This is a genomic window from Parendozoicomonas sp. 209JJ7-1 (assembly GCF_058147085.1).
On record NZ_JBYVJU010000002.1, the window covers coordinates 303,519 to 320,307 of the forward strand.

Consider the following 16,789-nt stretch of genomic DNA (forward strand, 5'->3'; position numbering starts at 1 on the left):
GTGCTTGTTTTTTAATTATTTGCTGGTGTTTCAGCAATATTTGCCGGCTTGAGTCCCTCTACTGCCTGCCAGACACAATCCGGTGTCATAGGTGCAAAAATTGCCGGTTGAATATGTGTGTCTGGGTTTTCGGTTTTTTCGGCTGAAGCGCAATCATTCAGGGTCAGGTGTTTCTGTTCGGCACCATAGGCTCCGATCAGAAGCGGACTTGTGGGACCGTAAAGTGAGACCGCCGGAATTTCCAGGGCAGCGGTCAGGTGGCCAAGGCCGGTATCCACGGAGATAACTTTGTCTGCTCCGGCAATAATTGTGGCGACCCCTTTCAGGGACATCCTGGGCAGAATAACGGTTTCCGGGTTGTGGGAAGCAATCAGCTCAGCGCGCTTTTTCTCCTGCTCTCCATGCCAGGGCAGGCAAACGATGTAGTCGGCAGCTGACGCTTTTTTCGCCAACTCGCACCAGTAAGAGTCCGGCCAGTGTTTGTCTTCACGGGTTGTGCCGTGAATAAACATTACATAGGGCTTTTCGGGGCGTTGCTTTGAAATATCCCTGAAAGAATCTGCTTTTAACTGGAAGCGGCCTTTTTCTTGTGGGCAGGGATATCCAAGGGCCTTGGCAAACAGTTGTCGTACTCTTTCGACAGCGTGCTGCCCTTTGGCAACAGCTTGTGGATGAGAATAGAACTTTGCTGCCAGCGGCTCTTTTGCGGAATCTTTGTCCAGGCCGTAAACCGGAGCATTCAGCCCGCGGGTTAAGAGTGCGCTCTTCAAAAGACCCTGCGCATCAATAACAAGATCATATTGTCTGGACTTTACCAGCCTGCGGAACACCTTCCATTCACTATATTTCCAGGTTTGCAGAAGGTTTTTACGCCAGCGGCGGATGGCCACCGGAATAACCCGGTCAACTGCAGGATGCCAGGTGGGTATTTCTGCAAAACCTTCTTCCACAACCCAGTCAAAGCGAATACCGGGGATGGCTTCGGCAGCATCTGTGATGGCCGGCAGGGTATGAATCACATCCCCAAGGGAGCTGGTTTTTACCACCAGAACTCGCATGCTGTTTTCAGTTTGTTCACTCACCAACCTGTTCTCCTTCTCTGGGTTGATGAAGTGTTACAGGTTGACCGGATAATTCGGAAAGTGCTTTAAGTGCAAGTTCAGGCTCCAACTGCTTCAAGCAGTTCAGGTGCCCAAGGGGACACTCCCGTTTAAAGCAGGGGCTGCAATCCAGGCCGAGCCGGAGAATCCTGTGGTTCTTGCTTAAAGGTGGTGTAAACCCTGGAGAGGTAGAACCGTAAACCACCACCAGATTGCGATTCAGGGCCGCAGCAATATGCATTAACCCGGAATCATTGCTGACTACAGCCTCTGCACAGGACAGCAGGTCAATAGCTTCTGCCAGACTGGTAGAGCCTGCCAGGTTATAAACGTCATCGGAGTGCTGTTTGGACAGCCGGGAAATAATATCAGCATTACCCGGTTTGTCTTTTTCCGAGCCAAACAGCCATACCTGCCAGCCTTCTGATAATTTCTGTTCGGCGACAGCGGCATAGTGTTCTTCTGGCCAACGTTTGGCTGGACCAAATTCGGCACCAGGGCAGAGAGCCAAAACAGGTTTCTGGTTGTGCTGTTGGAATTTGTTTCGGGCAGCGTTCCTGTTTTCAGCATCAGCCTCAAGATCCGGGCTGGGCAATGTTTCCGGCAGGTTTTGTCCTTTGGGGTACGCGAGCGCGATAAAACGTTCAATCATCAGCGGGTAGCGTTCTTTATCCAGGTTACGGATATCGTTCAGCAGCCCATAGCGCATCTCCCCTTTCCAGCCGGTACGTTTGGGAATATCGGCCCAGAATGGAACCAGAGCGGATTTAAGAGAGTTGGGCAGCACTATAGCCTGATCGTATTTTTCCGGGATCAGGGATTTGCCAAGTTTCCTGCGCAGACCCAGTTCCAGCTTGCCGTGCCCTAAGGGCATAGCAATGCCCTTTCGTACTTCTGGCATGCGCTCAAGCAGAGGAGCGCTCCAAGCCGGTGCCAGAACATCAATAATGGCTTCAGAGTCAAACTGTTTCAATGTGGTGAACAACGTCTGGGCCATCACCATATCCCCAACCCAGGACGGGCCGACAATCAGGTACTTCACATATCTCCTTAACAGCCCGGGCAGGTTGCCTGGCTGGTTACAGTCGCTTCTTTTATATGTTCAGGTACGCTACCGCCCGCCAGGGAAGCGGGCATCAATAGCTCGCCCCGGCTCACGGGAGAAGGCTTTGCCGCAGCATGAGTGCAATTTACACGCTGTCAGGCTAAAGCCGGAGGTAAAAAAGAGGCGATCATTATACGCCTCTTTTCCGGATTAGGGCGGCCCTGTTGTACTGCTGATACAGGTTATATCCCGAGCCTGTTTTGGTAAAAACCGTTATTTTTTTACGTTATGGCCCTACCTGGGCCAGCCATTCGGGGTATTCTTCCCGCTTTCCCGTAACCTGGTCGAAATACATTGTCTGCAATTTCTCAGTGATGGGACCGCGTTTGCCTGAGCCAATAACCCGTCCGTCATGGATGCGGATAGGCAGAACCTCCGCCGCTGTGCCGGTGAAGAAAGCTTCTTCGGCAACATACACTTCATCACGGGTGATGCGTTTCTCCCGAACCTCCAAACCCAGACTCCGGGCAAAACGGATAATTGTATCCCGGGTAATGCCTTCCAGGCAGGAGGTCAGTTCCGGGGTATAGATAATGCCGTCTTTCTTGACGATAAAGATGTTCTCGCCACTGCCTTCTGCAACATAACCTTCGTCGTCCAGCAGAAGAGCTTCTTCACAACCGCTGTCCAGCGCTTCTTTCAGAGCCAGCATGGAGTTCATGTAGTTGCCGTTTGCCTTGGCCTTACACATGGTTATATTAACGTGGTGACGTGTGTAAGAGGACGTACGGATTTTAATGCCCTGCTCTTTGGCTTCCGGGGACATATAGGAAGGCCACTCCCAGGCCGCAACGATGCAGTGGACTTTCAGGTTTTCTGCCCGCAGGCCCATGCCCTCGGAACCATAAAAGCACATAGGGCGAAGATAGGCTTCAGACAGGTTGTTTTCTCTTACCACCTGTTGCTGGGCTTTAATAATCTGTTCTTTTGTAAAAGGAATATCCATGCCCAGAATATGGGCACTGTGGAACAGACGGTCAGTATGTTCCTGCAAGCGGAAAATGCAGGGCCCACGGTCGGTGTTATAGGCACGCACACCTTCAAAGACACCCATGCCATAGTGAAGGGTATGGGTCAGGACGTGGGTTTTGGCTTCGCGCCAGGGAATCAGTTCGCCATCAAACCAGATAACGCCATCGCGATCGGCGAAGGACATAGGTGCTCCTGTCAGTTCTTTCTTTGTAGCCTTTGTTCTGAAACGGATAAATCCCGTTAGCCTGTTGTTTGAAAGCCGTTCCTGCTGCCGTTATTTTTCGACACTTGGGGTGATGGCCTTCTCCGCGTTGCCTATTTTCGTTGTTAACTGCAATAGCATTGCAGGTAGTCTGCCGGTTGCCTGTGCCGTGAATTGGACGGGCAAATACTGCCTTTTAGGAAAAACACCGGCAGAGCTCCGCGGTTTGTGACCGAGACGCATGCCTATTGCACCATAAAATTGCGGTTCTTAACAGGCTATGTTGTCTCCCATTAGCTCGTTCCATATCTGAATAACACCCTGGCGGTGGTGATGGAGTTTATCTCCACTTACCTGGGAAGACATTTTTTGCAGAGCATGACGATGCAGTGTTTTCCGATAGGCCTGATAGGCCTGGTTTAACACCTGGACTGTGTCGGCAGACAGCAGCCCGACATGCTCAAGTTCCGCGAGTATGCGAATGTTATCTGTCCAGCGGGTCAGGGCCGGATGTTTGCAGGACCAGGCCAGAACCGCAAACTGTACCATAAACTCAATGCAGACTATGCCGCCGTGGTCGTGTTTAATGTTATAGGCGCTGTTTCTCTTCCAGGCTGAGGGAAGCGTCCCGCTCTTGGTCTTCCTGGTACCCAGACTTGCTGCCATTTTATAGCGCATGTTTCTGACTTCTTCCCGAAGCTTGGGAATATTCCGGGGCTGGGCCAAAATACTGGTGCGCATGGTGTCAAACTTTTTGGCCAGTTCAGGATCACCCGCTACACATCTGGCCCGCACCAGTGCCTGATGTTCCCAGGTCCAGGCTTCTTTATTCTGGTATTTTTCAAAGGCTTTCAGGGACGATACCAGCAATCCGGAGTTCCCGGATGGCCGCAGTCTCATATCCACTTCGTAAAGTTGCCCGGACACTGTGCTGGTGCTGAGCATATGGACAATGCGCTGGCCCATGCGGGTAAAGAACATGCTGTTTTCCAGCGCCCGCTCCCCAGCGGTCATCTTGTTGGCCTTACCGTTGTGGATAAACACAAGATCAAGGTCAGAACCCGGACCCATTTCTATGCCGCCCAGTTTGCCATAGCCGACAATCAGGAATCCGGGTGCCGGGTCATCTTCACCGGTGCCGGGTTCCCCATGGCGGATAACCAGTTGATGGCGGGCAAGATCCAGTACCGCATGCAGAATAGTTTCCGCTGTCCAGGTCAGGTAATCGCTCTCTTTCATCAGGGGCATCTTGTCCGTCACAGAGGCGGCGGCCACACGCAGCATATGGGCCATGCGGAAATAACGCAGGGACTCCATCTGGGTTTCCAGATCTTCCTCGGGAATATGGGCAAGTTGTTGCCGCAGTTCATCCTCCAGTTGGTGTTTTTCCGGCGGTGCGTAAAGGTTGGCAAGGTTGAGGAACTCATCCAGCAGTGCCGGGTGTCTGGCAATTTGTTCCGTAATCCAGGGGCTGGCGGCACACAGGGATACGAGATGCTCAAGAGCACCGGGATTCTCCAAAAGCAGAACAAGGTAAGCCGTTCTTCTCATTACAGACTCGACAATAGTGAGAAGCCGGAACAGGGCCTGATCCGGATTAATCTGCCGAAGAACGACTTTGATCAGTCGGGGCATGAACTGTTCGATACGTTCAGCACTCTGGCGACGAACAGTTTTCAGAACTTTACCATCCCGCAACGTGACCAGGCGATGATGGATATCTTTGGGAGACTCAAAGCCCAGGCGATCCAGCAGGTTTATTTCTTCTTCTTTATCCAGCTGGGCCGACCAGAATTCATGCCAGTCATCGGTAGGATTATGTTCCTCTACGCCGGGTTCTTCAGTCTCCGCAACTATGGCTGCGAAGTGGTTGGAGACACGGTTACGGTGGAACTCGAGCTGGCTATAGAAGCTGTCCCAGTCAGCAAAGTCCATGATCCATGCAAGGCGGCTCTGTTCGTCTGTGCTGGCAGGCAGGGTCTGGGTCTGTTTGTCTGCCCAGGCCTGCAGGCCATGCTCAACATTGCGGAGGAATTCATTAGCTTCACGAAGATCTTTGCAAACGGCAGGGGGCAGGTATCCAAGACCTTCAAGGCTGTTAAGAACCTGAAGTAACGGACGTTCCTGCAGGCTTCTGTCGCGACCTCCATGAATAAGCTGGAAACTCTGGATAATAAATTCGATCTCCCGAATACCACCGGGTCCGAGTTTGATGTTGTTATGCAAACTGCGACGGGTCACTTCCCTTTGAATCATTCGCTTCATATCCCGCAGTGCGGTGATTGCACCAAAATCGATATAACGCCGATAAACAAAGGGCCGAAGCATTTCCATTAACTGCTGGCCAGCGGCTTTGTCGCCGCTTATACAGCGGGCCTTGATCATGGCGTAGCGTTCCCAGTCCCGGCCCTGGTCCTGGTAGTACTGTTCCATGGCCGCATAACTGAGAGCCAGCGCACCACTCTGGCCATAAGGGCGCAGACGCATATCAACCCGGAAGACAAAACCTTCTGCTGTATTAGTATCGAGAGCCCTAATCAGTTTCTGTCCGAGACGGGTGAAAAACTCCTGATTGGTCAGCACACGACGGTGGCCTTGAGTTTCCCCTTTGCTCGGGTAACAGAAGATCAAGTCAATATCGGAAGAGAGGTTGAGTTCCCGTGCGCCGAGCTTGCCCATACCCAGAATCGTCATATGCTGTGGAGTAGGTTCTTCGCCGGTTTCGGCTCCCCAGGGGGTGCCGAGTTGCTGGCAGGTTTCCAGGTAAAGCCAGCCGCAGGCAAGGTCTATACAGCAGTCTGCCATGGAGGAAACGTCATCAGTTGTTTCATCCATGGCAGTCAGGCGGTTGAGGTCACGGAAAATAATACGCGCCTGATGGCGCTGACGGAATCTGCGCAGAAGGCTCATAAGCCGCTCTTCTGATTCGCAGTCTTTCATCAACCCGGACAGCTCTTTATGCATGGCATTTGGCTCAAGGCATTTATACAGGGAGCCGCTATTTATTAGGGAGAGGATGATATCGGGGGATTTCTGGCAGATATCCCAGACATATTCGCTGCCTGTCCAGCAGTGCTGAAGGTGGGCGTGGATTTGTGGATCTACTTTCTGGAAGTCCTCGATCTGGTCGGACGTCAGCTGTTCCTGAAATGCCTGCAGGCGTTGCTGTTGGAGTTGCAGAATGGTGTCTGGTGTTGCGACCGTCATCATGCCCTCAGCCTGGGTGTTGTGATTGTGGCCAGTGTACCGGAAAGGGAGGGCGCGGTTCTCGCACTTGGGAAATTTTGTGTTATTGCTATCAATAAAGAACGATTAATTCACCTTTTTGTAGAAAAACTACGAAATAAGTTGAGTTTCTTGTTGAAAAAACGATATTTTGTGTAGCAAAATTACAGATATTAAGGCGGGTTATCCGGTTTCTGATTTTGCAGTTTTTCGGTACTCGCGTACTAAACCTCTACCTATACTGATCTCGTTCAGTTCCGGGGGCTAAACATGCAGCAGCACGATTCCGATCCAGGTGAAACCCAGGAGTGGCTAGACGCTCTTGAATCCGTACTGGAAAAAGAAGGGGAGGAGCGGGTTCATTATCTTCTGACCCGGCTTGCCCGCAGAGCCAGCCGCAAGGGCACCCAACTGCCCTATGCCATTACCACACCCTATAGAAATACCATTCCGTCCTCCAAAGAAGCCCGTATGCCGGGTGACCTGTTTATGGAGCGTCGCATCCGTTCGCTGGTGCGGTGGAACGCTCTGGCCATGGTTATGCGAGCCAGCAAGCGCGGTGGTGATCTGGGAGGCCATATTTCTTCCTTTGCTTCCAGTGCCACCCTTTACGATATTGGCTACAACTATTTCTTCCACGGCCCTGACAATGACCGGGATGGTGATCTGGTTTATTACCAGGGCCATGTGGCCCCCGGTATTTATTCCCGGGCATTTCTGGAAGGCCGCCTGAATGAAGATCAGATGGATAACTTCCGGTCTGAAGTAGATGGTAAAGGGCTTTCTTCTTATCCCCATCCCTGGCTGATGCCTGACTTCTGGCAGTTCCCCACGGTTTCCATGGGATTGGGACCGCTGCAGGCGATTTACCAGGCCCACTTTATGAAATACCTGATTAATCGGGACATGATGCCTGAGCAGGGCCGTAAGGTCTGGGCCTTTCTGGGTGACGGTGAGATGGATGAGCCCGAGTCCCTGGGAGCTATCTCCCTGGCGGGTCGGGAGCATCTCGATAATCTGGTGTTTGTGGTGAACTGTAACCTGCAGCGTCTGGATGGTCCTGTCCGTGGTAACGGCAAGATCATGCAGGAACTGGAAGGTGTTTTCCGTGGGGCTGGCTGGAACGTTATTAAAGTCACCTGGGGCCGTCACTGGGACCTTCTGTTTGCCCAGGACAAAGATGGTATTCTCCAGCAGCTGATGGATGAAGCTGTTGATGGTGATTACCAGAACTGCAAGAACAAGGGCGGAGCCTGGACTCGCGAAAACTTCTTCGGACGTTATCCGGAAACCCTGAAGATGGTTGAGAATATGTCAGATGATGATATCTGGCGTCTTAACCGGGGTGGTCACGATCCTTACAAGGTTTATGCCGCTTACCATGAGGCTGTTCATCATAAAGGCCAGCCTACGGTTATTCTGGCGAAAACCGTGAAAGGTTATGGAACCGGAGCAACTGCTGAAGCGGCGAACATCACCCACAGTGTGAAGAAGCTGCCTATTGAAGACCTCAGGCACTTCCGTGACCGTTTCGACCTGCCTATCAAAGATGATGAGCTGGAAAACCTGCCCTACTACAAGCCCGATGCCGACAGCCCGGAAATGATTTACATGCGTCGTCGCCGGGAAAAACTGGGTGGCTTTATTCCCCAGCGCCGCCCGAAGACCAGTGTAGAGCTTCCGATTCCTGAACTTTCAGCTTTTGATGCGGTATTGAAAGGCAGTGGTGAGCGTAAGATTTCCACCACTATGGCGTTTAACCGGATTTTGGGCGTGCTGGTTAAAGACAAAAAACTGGCTAAACATATTGTCCCCATCATTCCTGATGAAGCCCGTACCTTTGGTATGGAAGGTATGTTCCGTCAGCTGGGTATTTACTCTGCCGTTGGTCAGAAGTATGAACCCCAGGATGCTGACCAGGTGATGTTCTACAAGGAATCCAAAACCGGTCAGATTCTGGAAGAGGGTATCAATGAAGCCGGTGCCCATGCTGCCTGGATTGCTGCTGCAACGTCTTATAGCAACAACGATATCCCAATGATTCCGTTCTATGCGTTCTATTCTATGTTCGGATTTCAGCGTACCGGTGACCTGGCCTGGGCATCAGGGGATATTCAGGCCCGTGGCTTTATGATTGGCGCGACATCTGGCCGTACCACCCTGAATGGTGAAGGACTGCAGCACCAGGATGGCCACAGCCATATTATGGCGGGTACGATTCCTAACTGTGTCAGCTATGACCCGACTTACGGTTATGAACTGGCGGTGATTATTCAAGATGGCCTGCGTCGTATGTATGGCGAGCAGGAAAACGTCTTCTACTACATCACCACCATGAATGAGAACTATGTTCAGCCCGCCATGCCTGAAGGCGATGATGTGGCGGAAGGTATTCTTAAAGGGCTGTATCTGCTCGACAAGGGCGAACAGAAGTCCGGTCCGAAGGTGCAGTTGATGGGGAGTGGCACCATACTTGAGGAAGTGCGTGCTGCTGCAGCTATTCTTCAGGAGCAGTTTGGCGTGGCCTCCGATATCTGGAGCGCAACCAGCTTTAATGAACTGCGTCGGGATGGTTTGGAAACCGCTCGCTGGAATATGCTGAACCCTGAGAAGGAACAGAAAACCTCCTGGGTTGAGCAGAAACTGGGTGAAACCCAAGGACCGGTGATTGTCGCAACAGATTATGTGAAGCTGTATGCAGACCAGATTCGGGATTTTGTTCCGGGTACTTATGTCACTCTCGGAACCGATGGTTTTGGCCGTTCAGACACCAGAGAGAATCTGCGTCGTTTCTTTGAAGTGGATCGTAAATCAATCGCTTTTGCCGCGCTTCATGGCCTGGTGAAAGACGGGGAGCTGGAAGAGAGTGTTCTGGCGGAAGCCATCAAGACACTTGGCATAGACCCGGACAAGGTCTCTCCCCTGAACAGCTGAACAACCTCCTCTGACGCCGGGTGATGTCCACAAGGCTTCACCCGGCCAGACTCGAAGGCTACAAGAATGGCAGAAACATTGATAAAAGTTCCAGACATCGGTGGCGAAGGCGCAGAAGTCATTGAGATAAATGTGGCGCCGGGCGATACGGTCGATTCTGAAGATACAGTTATTACCCTTGAATCAGACAAGGCGACTATGGAAGTTCCGGCATCCCGGACAGGAACTGTCGTTGAAGTGCTGGTGAAAGTGGGTGACACCCTCAGCGAAGGTGACGATATGCTGAAGCTGAGTGCGGAAGCCGCTGAGGAAACAACGGCAGAAGAACCCGCTCCCGCTCAGGAAAAAGCACCGGAACCTGAACCGGAATCCGCACCTGCGCCTGTTCAAACGTCCGCTTCACAGATTATTGATATTCCTGTTCCCGATATTGGTGGCGAAAGCGCGCCGGTTATTGAAATTGCTGTCGCAGTTGGTGATGACATTCAGGTGGATGATGCGCTCATCACCCTTGAGTCTGATAAGGCGACCATGGAAATTCCGGCTACCCATGCCGGACGGGTGACAGATATTTGCGTGAAGATCGGGGATGAGCTTGGGCAGGGGGATATTATCCTGTCCATGGAAGTTGCCGGAGAAGCACCCGCTCAACAGACTGTAACACCAGCAGCTGAACCAAAAAAAGAAACACCGATCCCCGCTGCTCTTATGCCAAGCGGAGAAACGAAACAAGCGCTCAGCATGGATGAGGTGAAGTCTCCGCTTCCTGCACTTGTGCATGCCGGGCCCGCTGTGCGCAAGATCGCTAGGGAGTTTGGCGTTGACCTGACCAAGGTGAAGGGAACAGGTCCCAAAGGTCGTATCATCAAAGAAGATGTGCAGGCGTATGTTAAGCATCAGCTAGCCAGACCTGCATCTGCAGACACCCCGACGGGTGCAGGGCTTCCTGAAATACCGGAAGTCGATTTCAGCCAGTGGGGTGAGGTCACTGTTGAACCGTTGAATCGTCTGCGTCAGGTCGCAGCCCGGAATTTCCAGCGCAGCTGGCTAAACATTCCCCATGTCACCCAGCACGATGAAGCGGATATCACGGAGCTGGAAGCTTTCCGTAAAGCTCAGAAAGCGGTTGCTGAGGCTCGTGGTACACGACTGACGCCATTACCCTTCCTGCTCAAGGCCGCAGCTTACGCTCTGCAGGAAATGCCGCAGTTCTGTGCGTCCCTTTCTCCTGATGGCAAGACCCGGATTCTGAAAAAGTATATTCATATCGGGATTGCCGTTGATACTCCGGATGGACTTCTGGTGCCGGTTATCAAGGATGTAAACAGAAAAGGGCTATGGGAGCTGGCAGCAGAGTGCGCAGAGCTGGCAGACAAGGCCCGCAAGAAACAGCTGAAGCCTGATGAGATGAAAGGTGGATGCTTTACTATATCCAGCCTGGGCTCCATTGGCGGAACAGCTTTCACACCTGTGGTGAACTCACCGGAAGTGGCCATTCTTGGAGTATCCAAAGCAGCAATGAAGCCTCAGTGGAATGGCAGTGGCTTTGATCCCCGGCTGATGCTGCCCTTGTCACTGTCTTATGATCACCGGGCAATTAATGGCGCTGAGGCCGCCCACTTTACAGTTCTGCTTGCGGCGTTGCTTTCTGATATTCGCAAATTATTGCTGTGATTTTTGTCGGGTGTTAATAATGAAAAGGGGCGGATGCCCCTTTTTTTGGTGTGGTTTTTAACGTTTGATTTAATTAAACGATGGGTATCGTTTAATTAAATCAAGAACGGTTTGGTACTTACTTAGAATGAGCTGTGGGAATATCAAATAATATGTTCTTATTAATAGTAAATTTATTATTTCAAATAAGTATCACCAAACACCTATTTCTTGTTGAATGAAATGAATTCTGCGTGATGTGCTTTTTTTTCACTTTTAACTCTTGCCGTCGGCATATTGGCTGCCGTACTCTAGGCAAAACCGGTCGAACAGAATCAGCCTTCGACCGGTCTTTCCTGATCTGGCTGTAAAATCTGGATGCTAACAGTAAAGGGGAAAGGTATGCTGGAGGGTTGCAAGTCGGCCAAAGAAAGGTGGGGAGGAGTTTCCGAGCTTATCGACAACTGGTTGAATGAGCGTCAGGAGATGATTGTTTTGTATTGCTCCATGACTGGAGTTGATTGTCAGAGTAATGATGATAACCGCCCCTTGCAGGATAAACTTCGAAATTTCTGCCAGCTTTTGGTTGATTATGTGTCGGCAGGACATTTTGAAATTTATGAACAACTGGAAAGAGAAGCTCTGGACTTTGGTGATAAAGAAGCACTGAGCCACTCAGGCCAACTTTTTAAGGCTATTCAGAAAAATACAGAGTTTTGTCTCGACTTTAATGATGGTTGTGAAAAAAGCGCCAGTGTGGCTGAATTGCACTCTGCGCTCTCAAAGATGGGAGAGACGCTTGAAGAACGCTTTGAGCTTGAGGACAGGCTCATCGAGGTTCTTCATAACGCTCACAGGGATGAAGTTGGGCAGAGTGCGACGGGTTGAGAATTTATCTGAAACGCTGCTGCCCCGTGGCCCCGTCCCGTGTAGAGTTTAAGTTCTGAGGCAGCAGATATGTAGATGTAGATATTGGTGTTGTGGTTACTGTTCCGGCTTGGTGACTTTAATCAGTTCTACCTTGAAGATCAGTAACTCATTGGGGCCGATGCCAGCCTGGGGCGCGCCACCGGGGCCATAAGCCAGATTGCCAGGAATATACAGCTCCCAGGTAGAGCCTTCAGGCATCAGCTGCAGTGCTTCTGTCCAGCCGGCAATCACCTGATTTACGCGGAAAGAGGTGGGTTGCCCGCGCTCATAAGAGCTGTCAAACACTTTTCCGTCCAATAATTTTCCTTCGTAATGAACGGTCACTTCACTTGTGGCAGTAGGCTTAACGCCTTTGCCTTCCTTGATGATTTTGTACTGCAGCCCGGATTCAGTGGTGATAACACCGGGCTTTTTACCATTCTCCTTCAGGAAAGCAGCGCCTTTTTCCAGGTTTTTCTGTTGTTGCTCAAGCAGTTTTGCCTGGGCCTTTTGAGCGGCTTCCTGCTGGGCTTTCTGGATGATGGCCATCATCTGGTTTTGGTCCAGAGCTGGCTTTTTATCGGTCAGAATATCGGATATGCCAGCTTTTACCATTTCCACATTAAGGTCTGAGAAATCTGCTTTGATTCTCATACCGAGAAGGGCACCCAGGCTGTAACTGAGCTTTTCGGCATCAGTAGTGGGCGTCTTTTCTGCTGCTATTGTGGGCTGGGTTGTTAGTGCTGACAGCGCCAGAACTGCAGCCATTGTTTTCAGCTTCATTGCGTTCTCTTCTTTAAATGACACTTTTTGTGACAAGTTACGGCTCGAAACCGCATTAAGGGCACATATTTGTTCAAAAAGGTGCCAAAGGCAAGTTAAACCCGGACGGGGGTAAAGCGGGGGTATAATTTTTTGACACAGTATACAAAGCCCGGCGTATATAAAGGGTGAGATAAGTAAGGGGATTTTATGTCTTTATATAAGAGTGTTTTATATTTGTTGGCTGGAATACACAGTTGTTTTAAAGTTATGGCTGTTCTCAGAGAGTGCATAAACTTCTTGTTAGTCAAAAAAATTTTGCAATTATATGAATGATTAGTCTAATGTCATAAAAAATAGTTTGAGTCATTGTATTCTTTAAGCTATCAAAAGATTTCTGCGGAAATTGAAAGTGGTTTAACCCTTGAAGTTTGAAAATGTAGTAAGGGAGATAAACGCATTTGGAAAGGTTGAATGAAAGTGGTTTTCAAATATGTTCAGCCTTGGATTAAGAAAGAAATGAGATAATGAAAAAAGTTGAGATAAGGCAAATTCATCGGCCTTAAATAAGTGGACTGCAGCCTAAACATATTCACTTTTCCATCAGGCTCAAGGACCACATAAAGCAGCAAGCATAAAAAATTGAGAATGGCTGATTTACAGGATGTCTGTCAGCCAGACCGACCAGAGTTTTATCGCAGAAAGCAGAACTGCAGTATTGCCTGAAGTGATAAAACCTGGATACCGAAAGACAAGGCACTGTCTGGAGGTATCGCGCTTGCAAGTGCTAATGATGGAGAAAACAATGAGTAATGTTGAAATGGACTTCGACAAGTCCGAGGCCGCTAGCCGGGAAGCCGGTGCCGCAGCCAAGAAAAAGACGTCTCGAAAGATGACGGTTCGTAAAACAGCCAGGAAATCTACAGCTCGCAAGAGTACTGCTAGAAAGACGACTGTCCGTAAAACCACACGCAAATCTGCAACCAGGAAGACTGTAGCCAAGCGTAAAACAACTGCCCGTAAGACGACTCGCAAGTCGACAGCTCGCAAGACAACTGCCCGTAAGACGACTCGCAAGTCGACAGCCCGCAAGTCAACTGCTCGCAAGACAACTGCCCGTAAGACGGCTCGCAAGTCGACAGCCCGCAAGTCAGCTGCTCGCAAGACAACTGCCCGTAAGACGACTCGCAAGTCGACTGCCCGCAAGTCAACCGCTCGCAAGACAACTGTCCGTAAGACGACTCGCAAGTCGACAGCCCGCAAAACGACTGCGAAGCGTAAGACAACTGCCCGTAAGGCTACTCGCAAGTCGACAGCCCGCAAAACGACTGCGAAGCGTAAGACAGCTGCCCGTAAGGCTACTCGCAAGTCGACAGCCCGCAAAACGACTGCAAAGCGTAAGACAACTGTCCGCAAGGCCACTCGTAAGTCTACTGTCCGTAAATCGACTGCGAAGAAAACTGCTGTCAAGCGGAAGCCAGCTGTTCGTAAGAGCGCAGCCCGTAAGCCTGCGGTGAAGCGTAAACCAGCAGCTCGCAAGACTGCGAAAAAGGCTGTTAAAAAGACTGCCAAGAGTCGGTAAATCTAACTGACATTCCGGCTGAGTAAACGGGGTCATTGGCCCCGTTTTTTATTGTGTGATTTATCACTCTTTAAACACATAGGAATACAGAACAACAAAGCCTAGAATTCGCCCCCATGATCAAATTAAATCAAGTTAGTTTATTACGTGGTGGCAAGAAACTACTGGGTGACAGTAATCTTGTTATTCACCCTGGGCAAAAGGTTGGCCTCACCGGTGTTAACGGGTCGGGTAAGTCTTCTCTCTTCGCATTAATTCAGGGAAAGGTCCATGCGGATTCCGGAGATGTATTTATACCTTCGGGGTGGCGCGTTGCTCACATGGCCCAGGAGGTGGAAACCCTCGACCGTCCTGCTGTGGAATATGTTCTTGATGGTGACAGTGAATTACGAAGAATAGAAAGCGATCTGACCCAGGCAGAAAAGGAAGGGGATAACCATGCTCTGGCCAGGCTTCATGCTGAATTTGATGGGCACCATGGTTATACGGCTCGTTCCCGCGCCGAACAGCTTATGCACGGCCTTGGTTTCAGGCAGGAGCAGACCGGCACCTGCGTAAAGGAATTTTCCGGTGGCTGGAGGATGCGTCTGAATCTTGCCCGTACGCTGATGTGCCCTTCTGACCTTATGCTCCTGGATGAACCAACCAACCACCTGGATATGGATGCTATCCTCTGGCTGGAAGTGTGGTTGAAGCGTTACCCGGGGACTCTGTTGCTGATTTCCCACGACCGGGATTTCCTCGATAACGTGGTTGATCATATCGCCCACATAGAACGGCAGGCCGTCACTCTGTATCGGGGGAATTATTCGGCCTTTGAACGGGTCAGAGGGGAGCGCCTTGCCCAGCAGCAGGTTATCCACGAAAGACAGCAGAGGGAGCAGGAGCGCCTGACCCGCTTTATCGAACGGTTCAAGGCCAAGGCGACCAAAGCCAAACAGGCTCAGAGCAGGGTGAAAGCTTTGGCTCGTATGGAGCTGGTGGCTCCGGCCCATGTGGACTCTCCCTTCACATTCCGCTTTCCTGTCTCGCCAAAAATGTCGAGTCCGCTTATCTCCATGCGTAAGGCTGCCCTTGGGTATAATGAGCCTTTGCTTAAGGATGTCACAATCAATCTGCAGCCAGGGGACAGTATCGGGTTGCTGGGACCGAACGGCGCGGGTAAATCCACTCTGGTGAAAGCTCTGGCCGGCGCTCTGGAGAAAATGGCGGGGGAAGAACAACGGGGAGAGCACCTTCGTATTGGTTATTTTGCCCAGCATCAGCTTGAGTCACTGGATCAGGTATCCACGCCGGCCATCCATATCCAGCGTCTTTCCCCTGAAGTGAGAGAGCAGCAGATTCGCGATTTCCTCGGATCATTTGGTTTTCATGGTGATAAGGTTGATGAACAGGTGGGCTCGTTTTCCGGCGGTGAGCAGGCCCGTCTGGCCCTCGCTATTATTGCCTGGCAAAAGCCCAACCTTCTTCTTCTGGATGAACCAACTAACCATCTCGACCTGGAAATGCGTCATGCCCTGACTATGGCTCTGCAGGAGTTTGACGGAGCAATGGTGCTGGTATCCCACGACAGGCATCTGCTTCGTTATACCGTAAACAACCTCTATCTGATCCATGACGGCGCAGTAGAGCCCTACGAAGGGGATTTGGATGAATATGCGGCCTGGCTGACCAGACAGAAACGGGAAGAAGTCTCAAAAGCCGAGCAGAATAATTCCGGAGACTCGAAGGGAGGAGCTTCTGCCCAGGATCGCAAAGCCCGCAAACGACTGGAGGCAGAGCTGAGGAAGAAACTGAGACCTTTCCTGCAGTCTGTGGAGAAGTGTGAACAGGAGATTAACAAAGTCCAGGCAGAGCTGTCCGCTCTTGAGGGGGAGCTGGCGAATCCAGAACTTTATGAGGAATCCAGCAATGCTGACCTGAAGAAACTTCTGGAGCGCCAGACTGCTTTACGGCAGCAGTACGCAGCTCTGGAAAAGAGCTGGCTGCAGGCTTCTGAAGATCTTGAGAAATCTGAAGAGGAGCTGGCCCGATTGGATCAGGGGTAATTATATTTGGAGCGAAACAAGAAGAAAATCTTGTTTTGGTCTGGTGCTGCCGAAAAAATAAACAAAAATATATCTCTTTGCAGGTATGGATGTTTGTTGCCGGCTCAGGAACTCTATGCCATATATGACACCAGTATAATGTTGTATTTGCTTGGATTGAATCATCCTCTGCCACGGAGTGGCAGAGGATGATTCAATCGCAGAGTCTGCCGGAGTTATCGGGTTGCTGTCCCCACAGGCAGTCCGGGTTCAAGAGTCGACTGGCTCAGTCCTGCAAATGACTCGTATGCAGCTAAT

At 50.8% G+C, this 16,789-nt stretch carries 10 protein-coding genes; 5 read left to right on the forward strand and 5 right to left on the reverse strand.

The annotated features are described in order from the left end of the window. Nucleotides 1–11 precede the first annotated feature (11 nt). From waaC to glnE, 4 genes are all read right to left on the reverse strand, one after another. The gene (gene waaC / locus ACY2RQ_RS03300; RefSeq protein ID WP_490111532.1) at nt 12–1,082 is read right to left on the reverse strand and encodes a lipopolysaccharide heptosyltransferase I; all 1,071 of its coding nucleotides are present in this window, start codon (nt 1,080–1,082) and stop codon (nt 12–14) included. Beyond that, entirely contained in the window at nt 1,075–2,142 is a 1,068-nt protein-coding gene (gene waaF, locus ACY2RQ_RS03305) for a lipopolysaccharide heptosyltransferase II (protein ID WP_490111533.1), read from the reverse strand. The genes waaC and waaF overlap by 8 nt, the downstream gene beginning before the upstream one ends. A gap of 289 nt (nt 2,143–2,431) precedes the next feature. Continuing rightward, entirely contained in the window at nt 2,432–3,361 is a 930-nt protein-coding gene (locus ACY2RQ_RS03310; protein WP_490111534.1) for a branched-chain amino acid transaminase, read from the reverse strand. A gap of 288 nt (nt 3,362–3,649) precedes the next feature. Continuing rightward, a complete protein-coding gene (glnE, locus tag ACY2RQ_RS03315; protein WP_490111535.1) occupies nt 3,650–6,589 on the reverse strand; it encodes a bifunctional [glutamate--ammonia ligase]-adenylyl-L-tyrosine phosphorylase/[glutamate--ammonia-ligase] adenylyltransferase in 2,940 nt (979 codons plus the stop codon). 285 nt (nt 6,590–6,874) lie between these two features. On the opposite strand from glnE, the gene aceE reads away from it, so the two are divergent. The 3 genes from aceE to rsd all read left to right on the forward strand — a co-directional run bounded on the left by aceE (nt 6,875) and on the right by rsd (nt 12,079). Then, complete coding sequence (gene aceE / locus ACY2RQ_RS03320) at nt 6,875–9,538, forward strand: pyruvate dehydrogenase (acetyl-transferring), homodimeric type (RefSeq protein WP_490111536.1); 2,664 nt, start codon at nt 6,875–6,877, stop codon at nt 9,536–9,538. 66 nt (nt 9,539–9,604) lie between these two features. Beyond that, nucleotides 9,605–11,212, forward strand: a complete 1,608-nt coding sequence (gene aceF / locus ACY2RQ_RS03325) for a dihydrolipoyllysine-residue acetyltransferase (protein ID WP_490111537.1) — start codon at nt 9,605–9,607, stop codon at nt 11,210–11,212. A gap of 381 nt (nt 11,213–11,593) precedes the next feature. Beyond that, entirely contained in the window at nt 11,594–12,079 is a 486-nt protein-coding gene (gene rsd, locus ACY2RQ_RS03330; RefSeq protein ID WP_490111538.1) for a sigma D regulator, read from the forward strand. A 96-nt stretch (nt 12,080–12,175) separates the two neighbouring features. Here rsd and bamJ read toward each other — a convergent pair whose 3' ends face one another. Continuing rightward, entirely contained in the window at nt 12,176–12,883 is a 708-nt protein-coding gene (bamJ, locus tag ACY2RQ_RS03335) for a BamJ family beta-barrel-assembly machinery protein (RefSeq protein WP_490111539.1), read from the reverse strand. Between the two features lie 784 nt (nt 12,884–13,667). Between bamJ and ACY2RQ_RS03340 the strand changes: the two genes are divergently transcribed. Together ACY2RQ_RS03340 and ACY2RQ_RS03345 are read left to right on the forward strand one after the other, a co-directional pair. After that, on the forward strand, nt 13,668–14,444 hold the full coding sequence (locus ACY2RQ_RS03340) for a histone H1-like repetitive region-containing protein (protein ID WP_490111540.1): 777 nt from the start codon (nt 13,668–13,670) through the stop codon (nt 14,442–14,444). Nucleotides 14,445–14,560: 116 nt separating this feature from the next. Beyond that, nucleotides 14,561–16,492 (forward strand): ATP-binding cassette domain-containing protein, encoded by a 1,932-nt coding sequence (locus ACY2RQ_RS03345; RefSeq protein WP_490111541.1) that lies wholly within the window; start codon nt 14,561–14,563, stop codon nt 16,490–16,492. Nucleotides 16,493–16,789: the final 297 nt, after the last annotated feature.

What these genes read in the sequence shown, in the direction of transcription:
- ACY2RQ_RS03340 (WP_490111540.1), top strand. Translation starts at nt 13,668, where the DNA reads ATGAGTAATGTTGAAATGGACTTCGACAAGTCCGAGGCCGCTAGCCGG.
- rsd (WP_490111538.1), top strand. Translation starts at nt 11,594, where the DNA reads ATGCTGGAGGGTTGCAAGTCGGCCAAAGAAAGGTGGGGAGGAGTTTCC.
- glnE (WP_490111535.1), bottom strand. Translation starts at nt 6,589, where the DNA reads ATGATGACGGTCGCAACACCAGACACCATTCTGCAACTCCAACAGCAA.
- ACY2RQ_RS03345 (WP_490111541.1), top strand. Translation starts at nt 14,561, where the DNA reads ATGATCAAATTAAATCAAGTTAGTTTATTACGTGGTGGCAAGAAACTA.
- ACY2RQ_RS03310 (WP_490111534.1), bottom strand. Translation starts at nt 3,361, where the DNA reads ATGTCCTTCGCCGATCGCGATGGCGTTATCTGGTTTGATGGCGAACTG.
- bamJ (WP_490111539.1), bottom strand. Translation starts at nt 12,883, where the DNA reads ATGAAGCTGAAAACAATGGCTGCAGTTCTGGCGCTGTCAGCACTAACA.
- aceE (WP_490111536.1), top strand. Translation starts at nt 6,875, where the DNA reads ATGCAGCAGCACGATTCCGATCCAGGTGAAACCCAGGAGTGGCTAGAC.
- aceF (WP_490111537.1), top strand. Translation starts at nt 9,605, where the DNA reads ATGGCAGAAACATTGATAAAAGTTCCAGACATCGGTGGCGAAGGCGCA.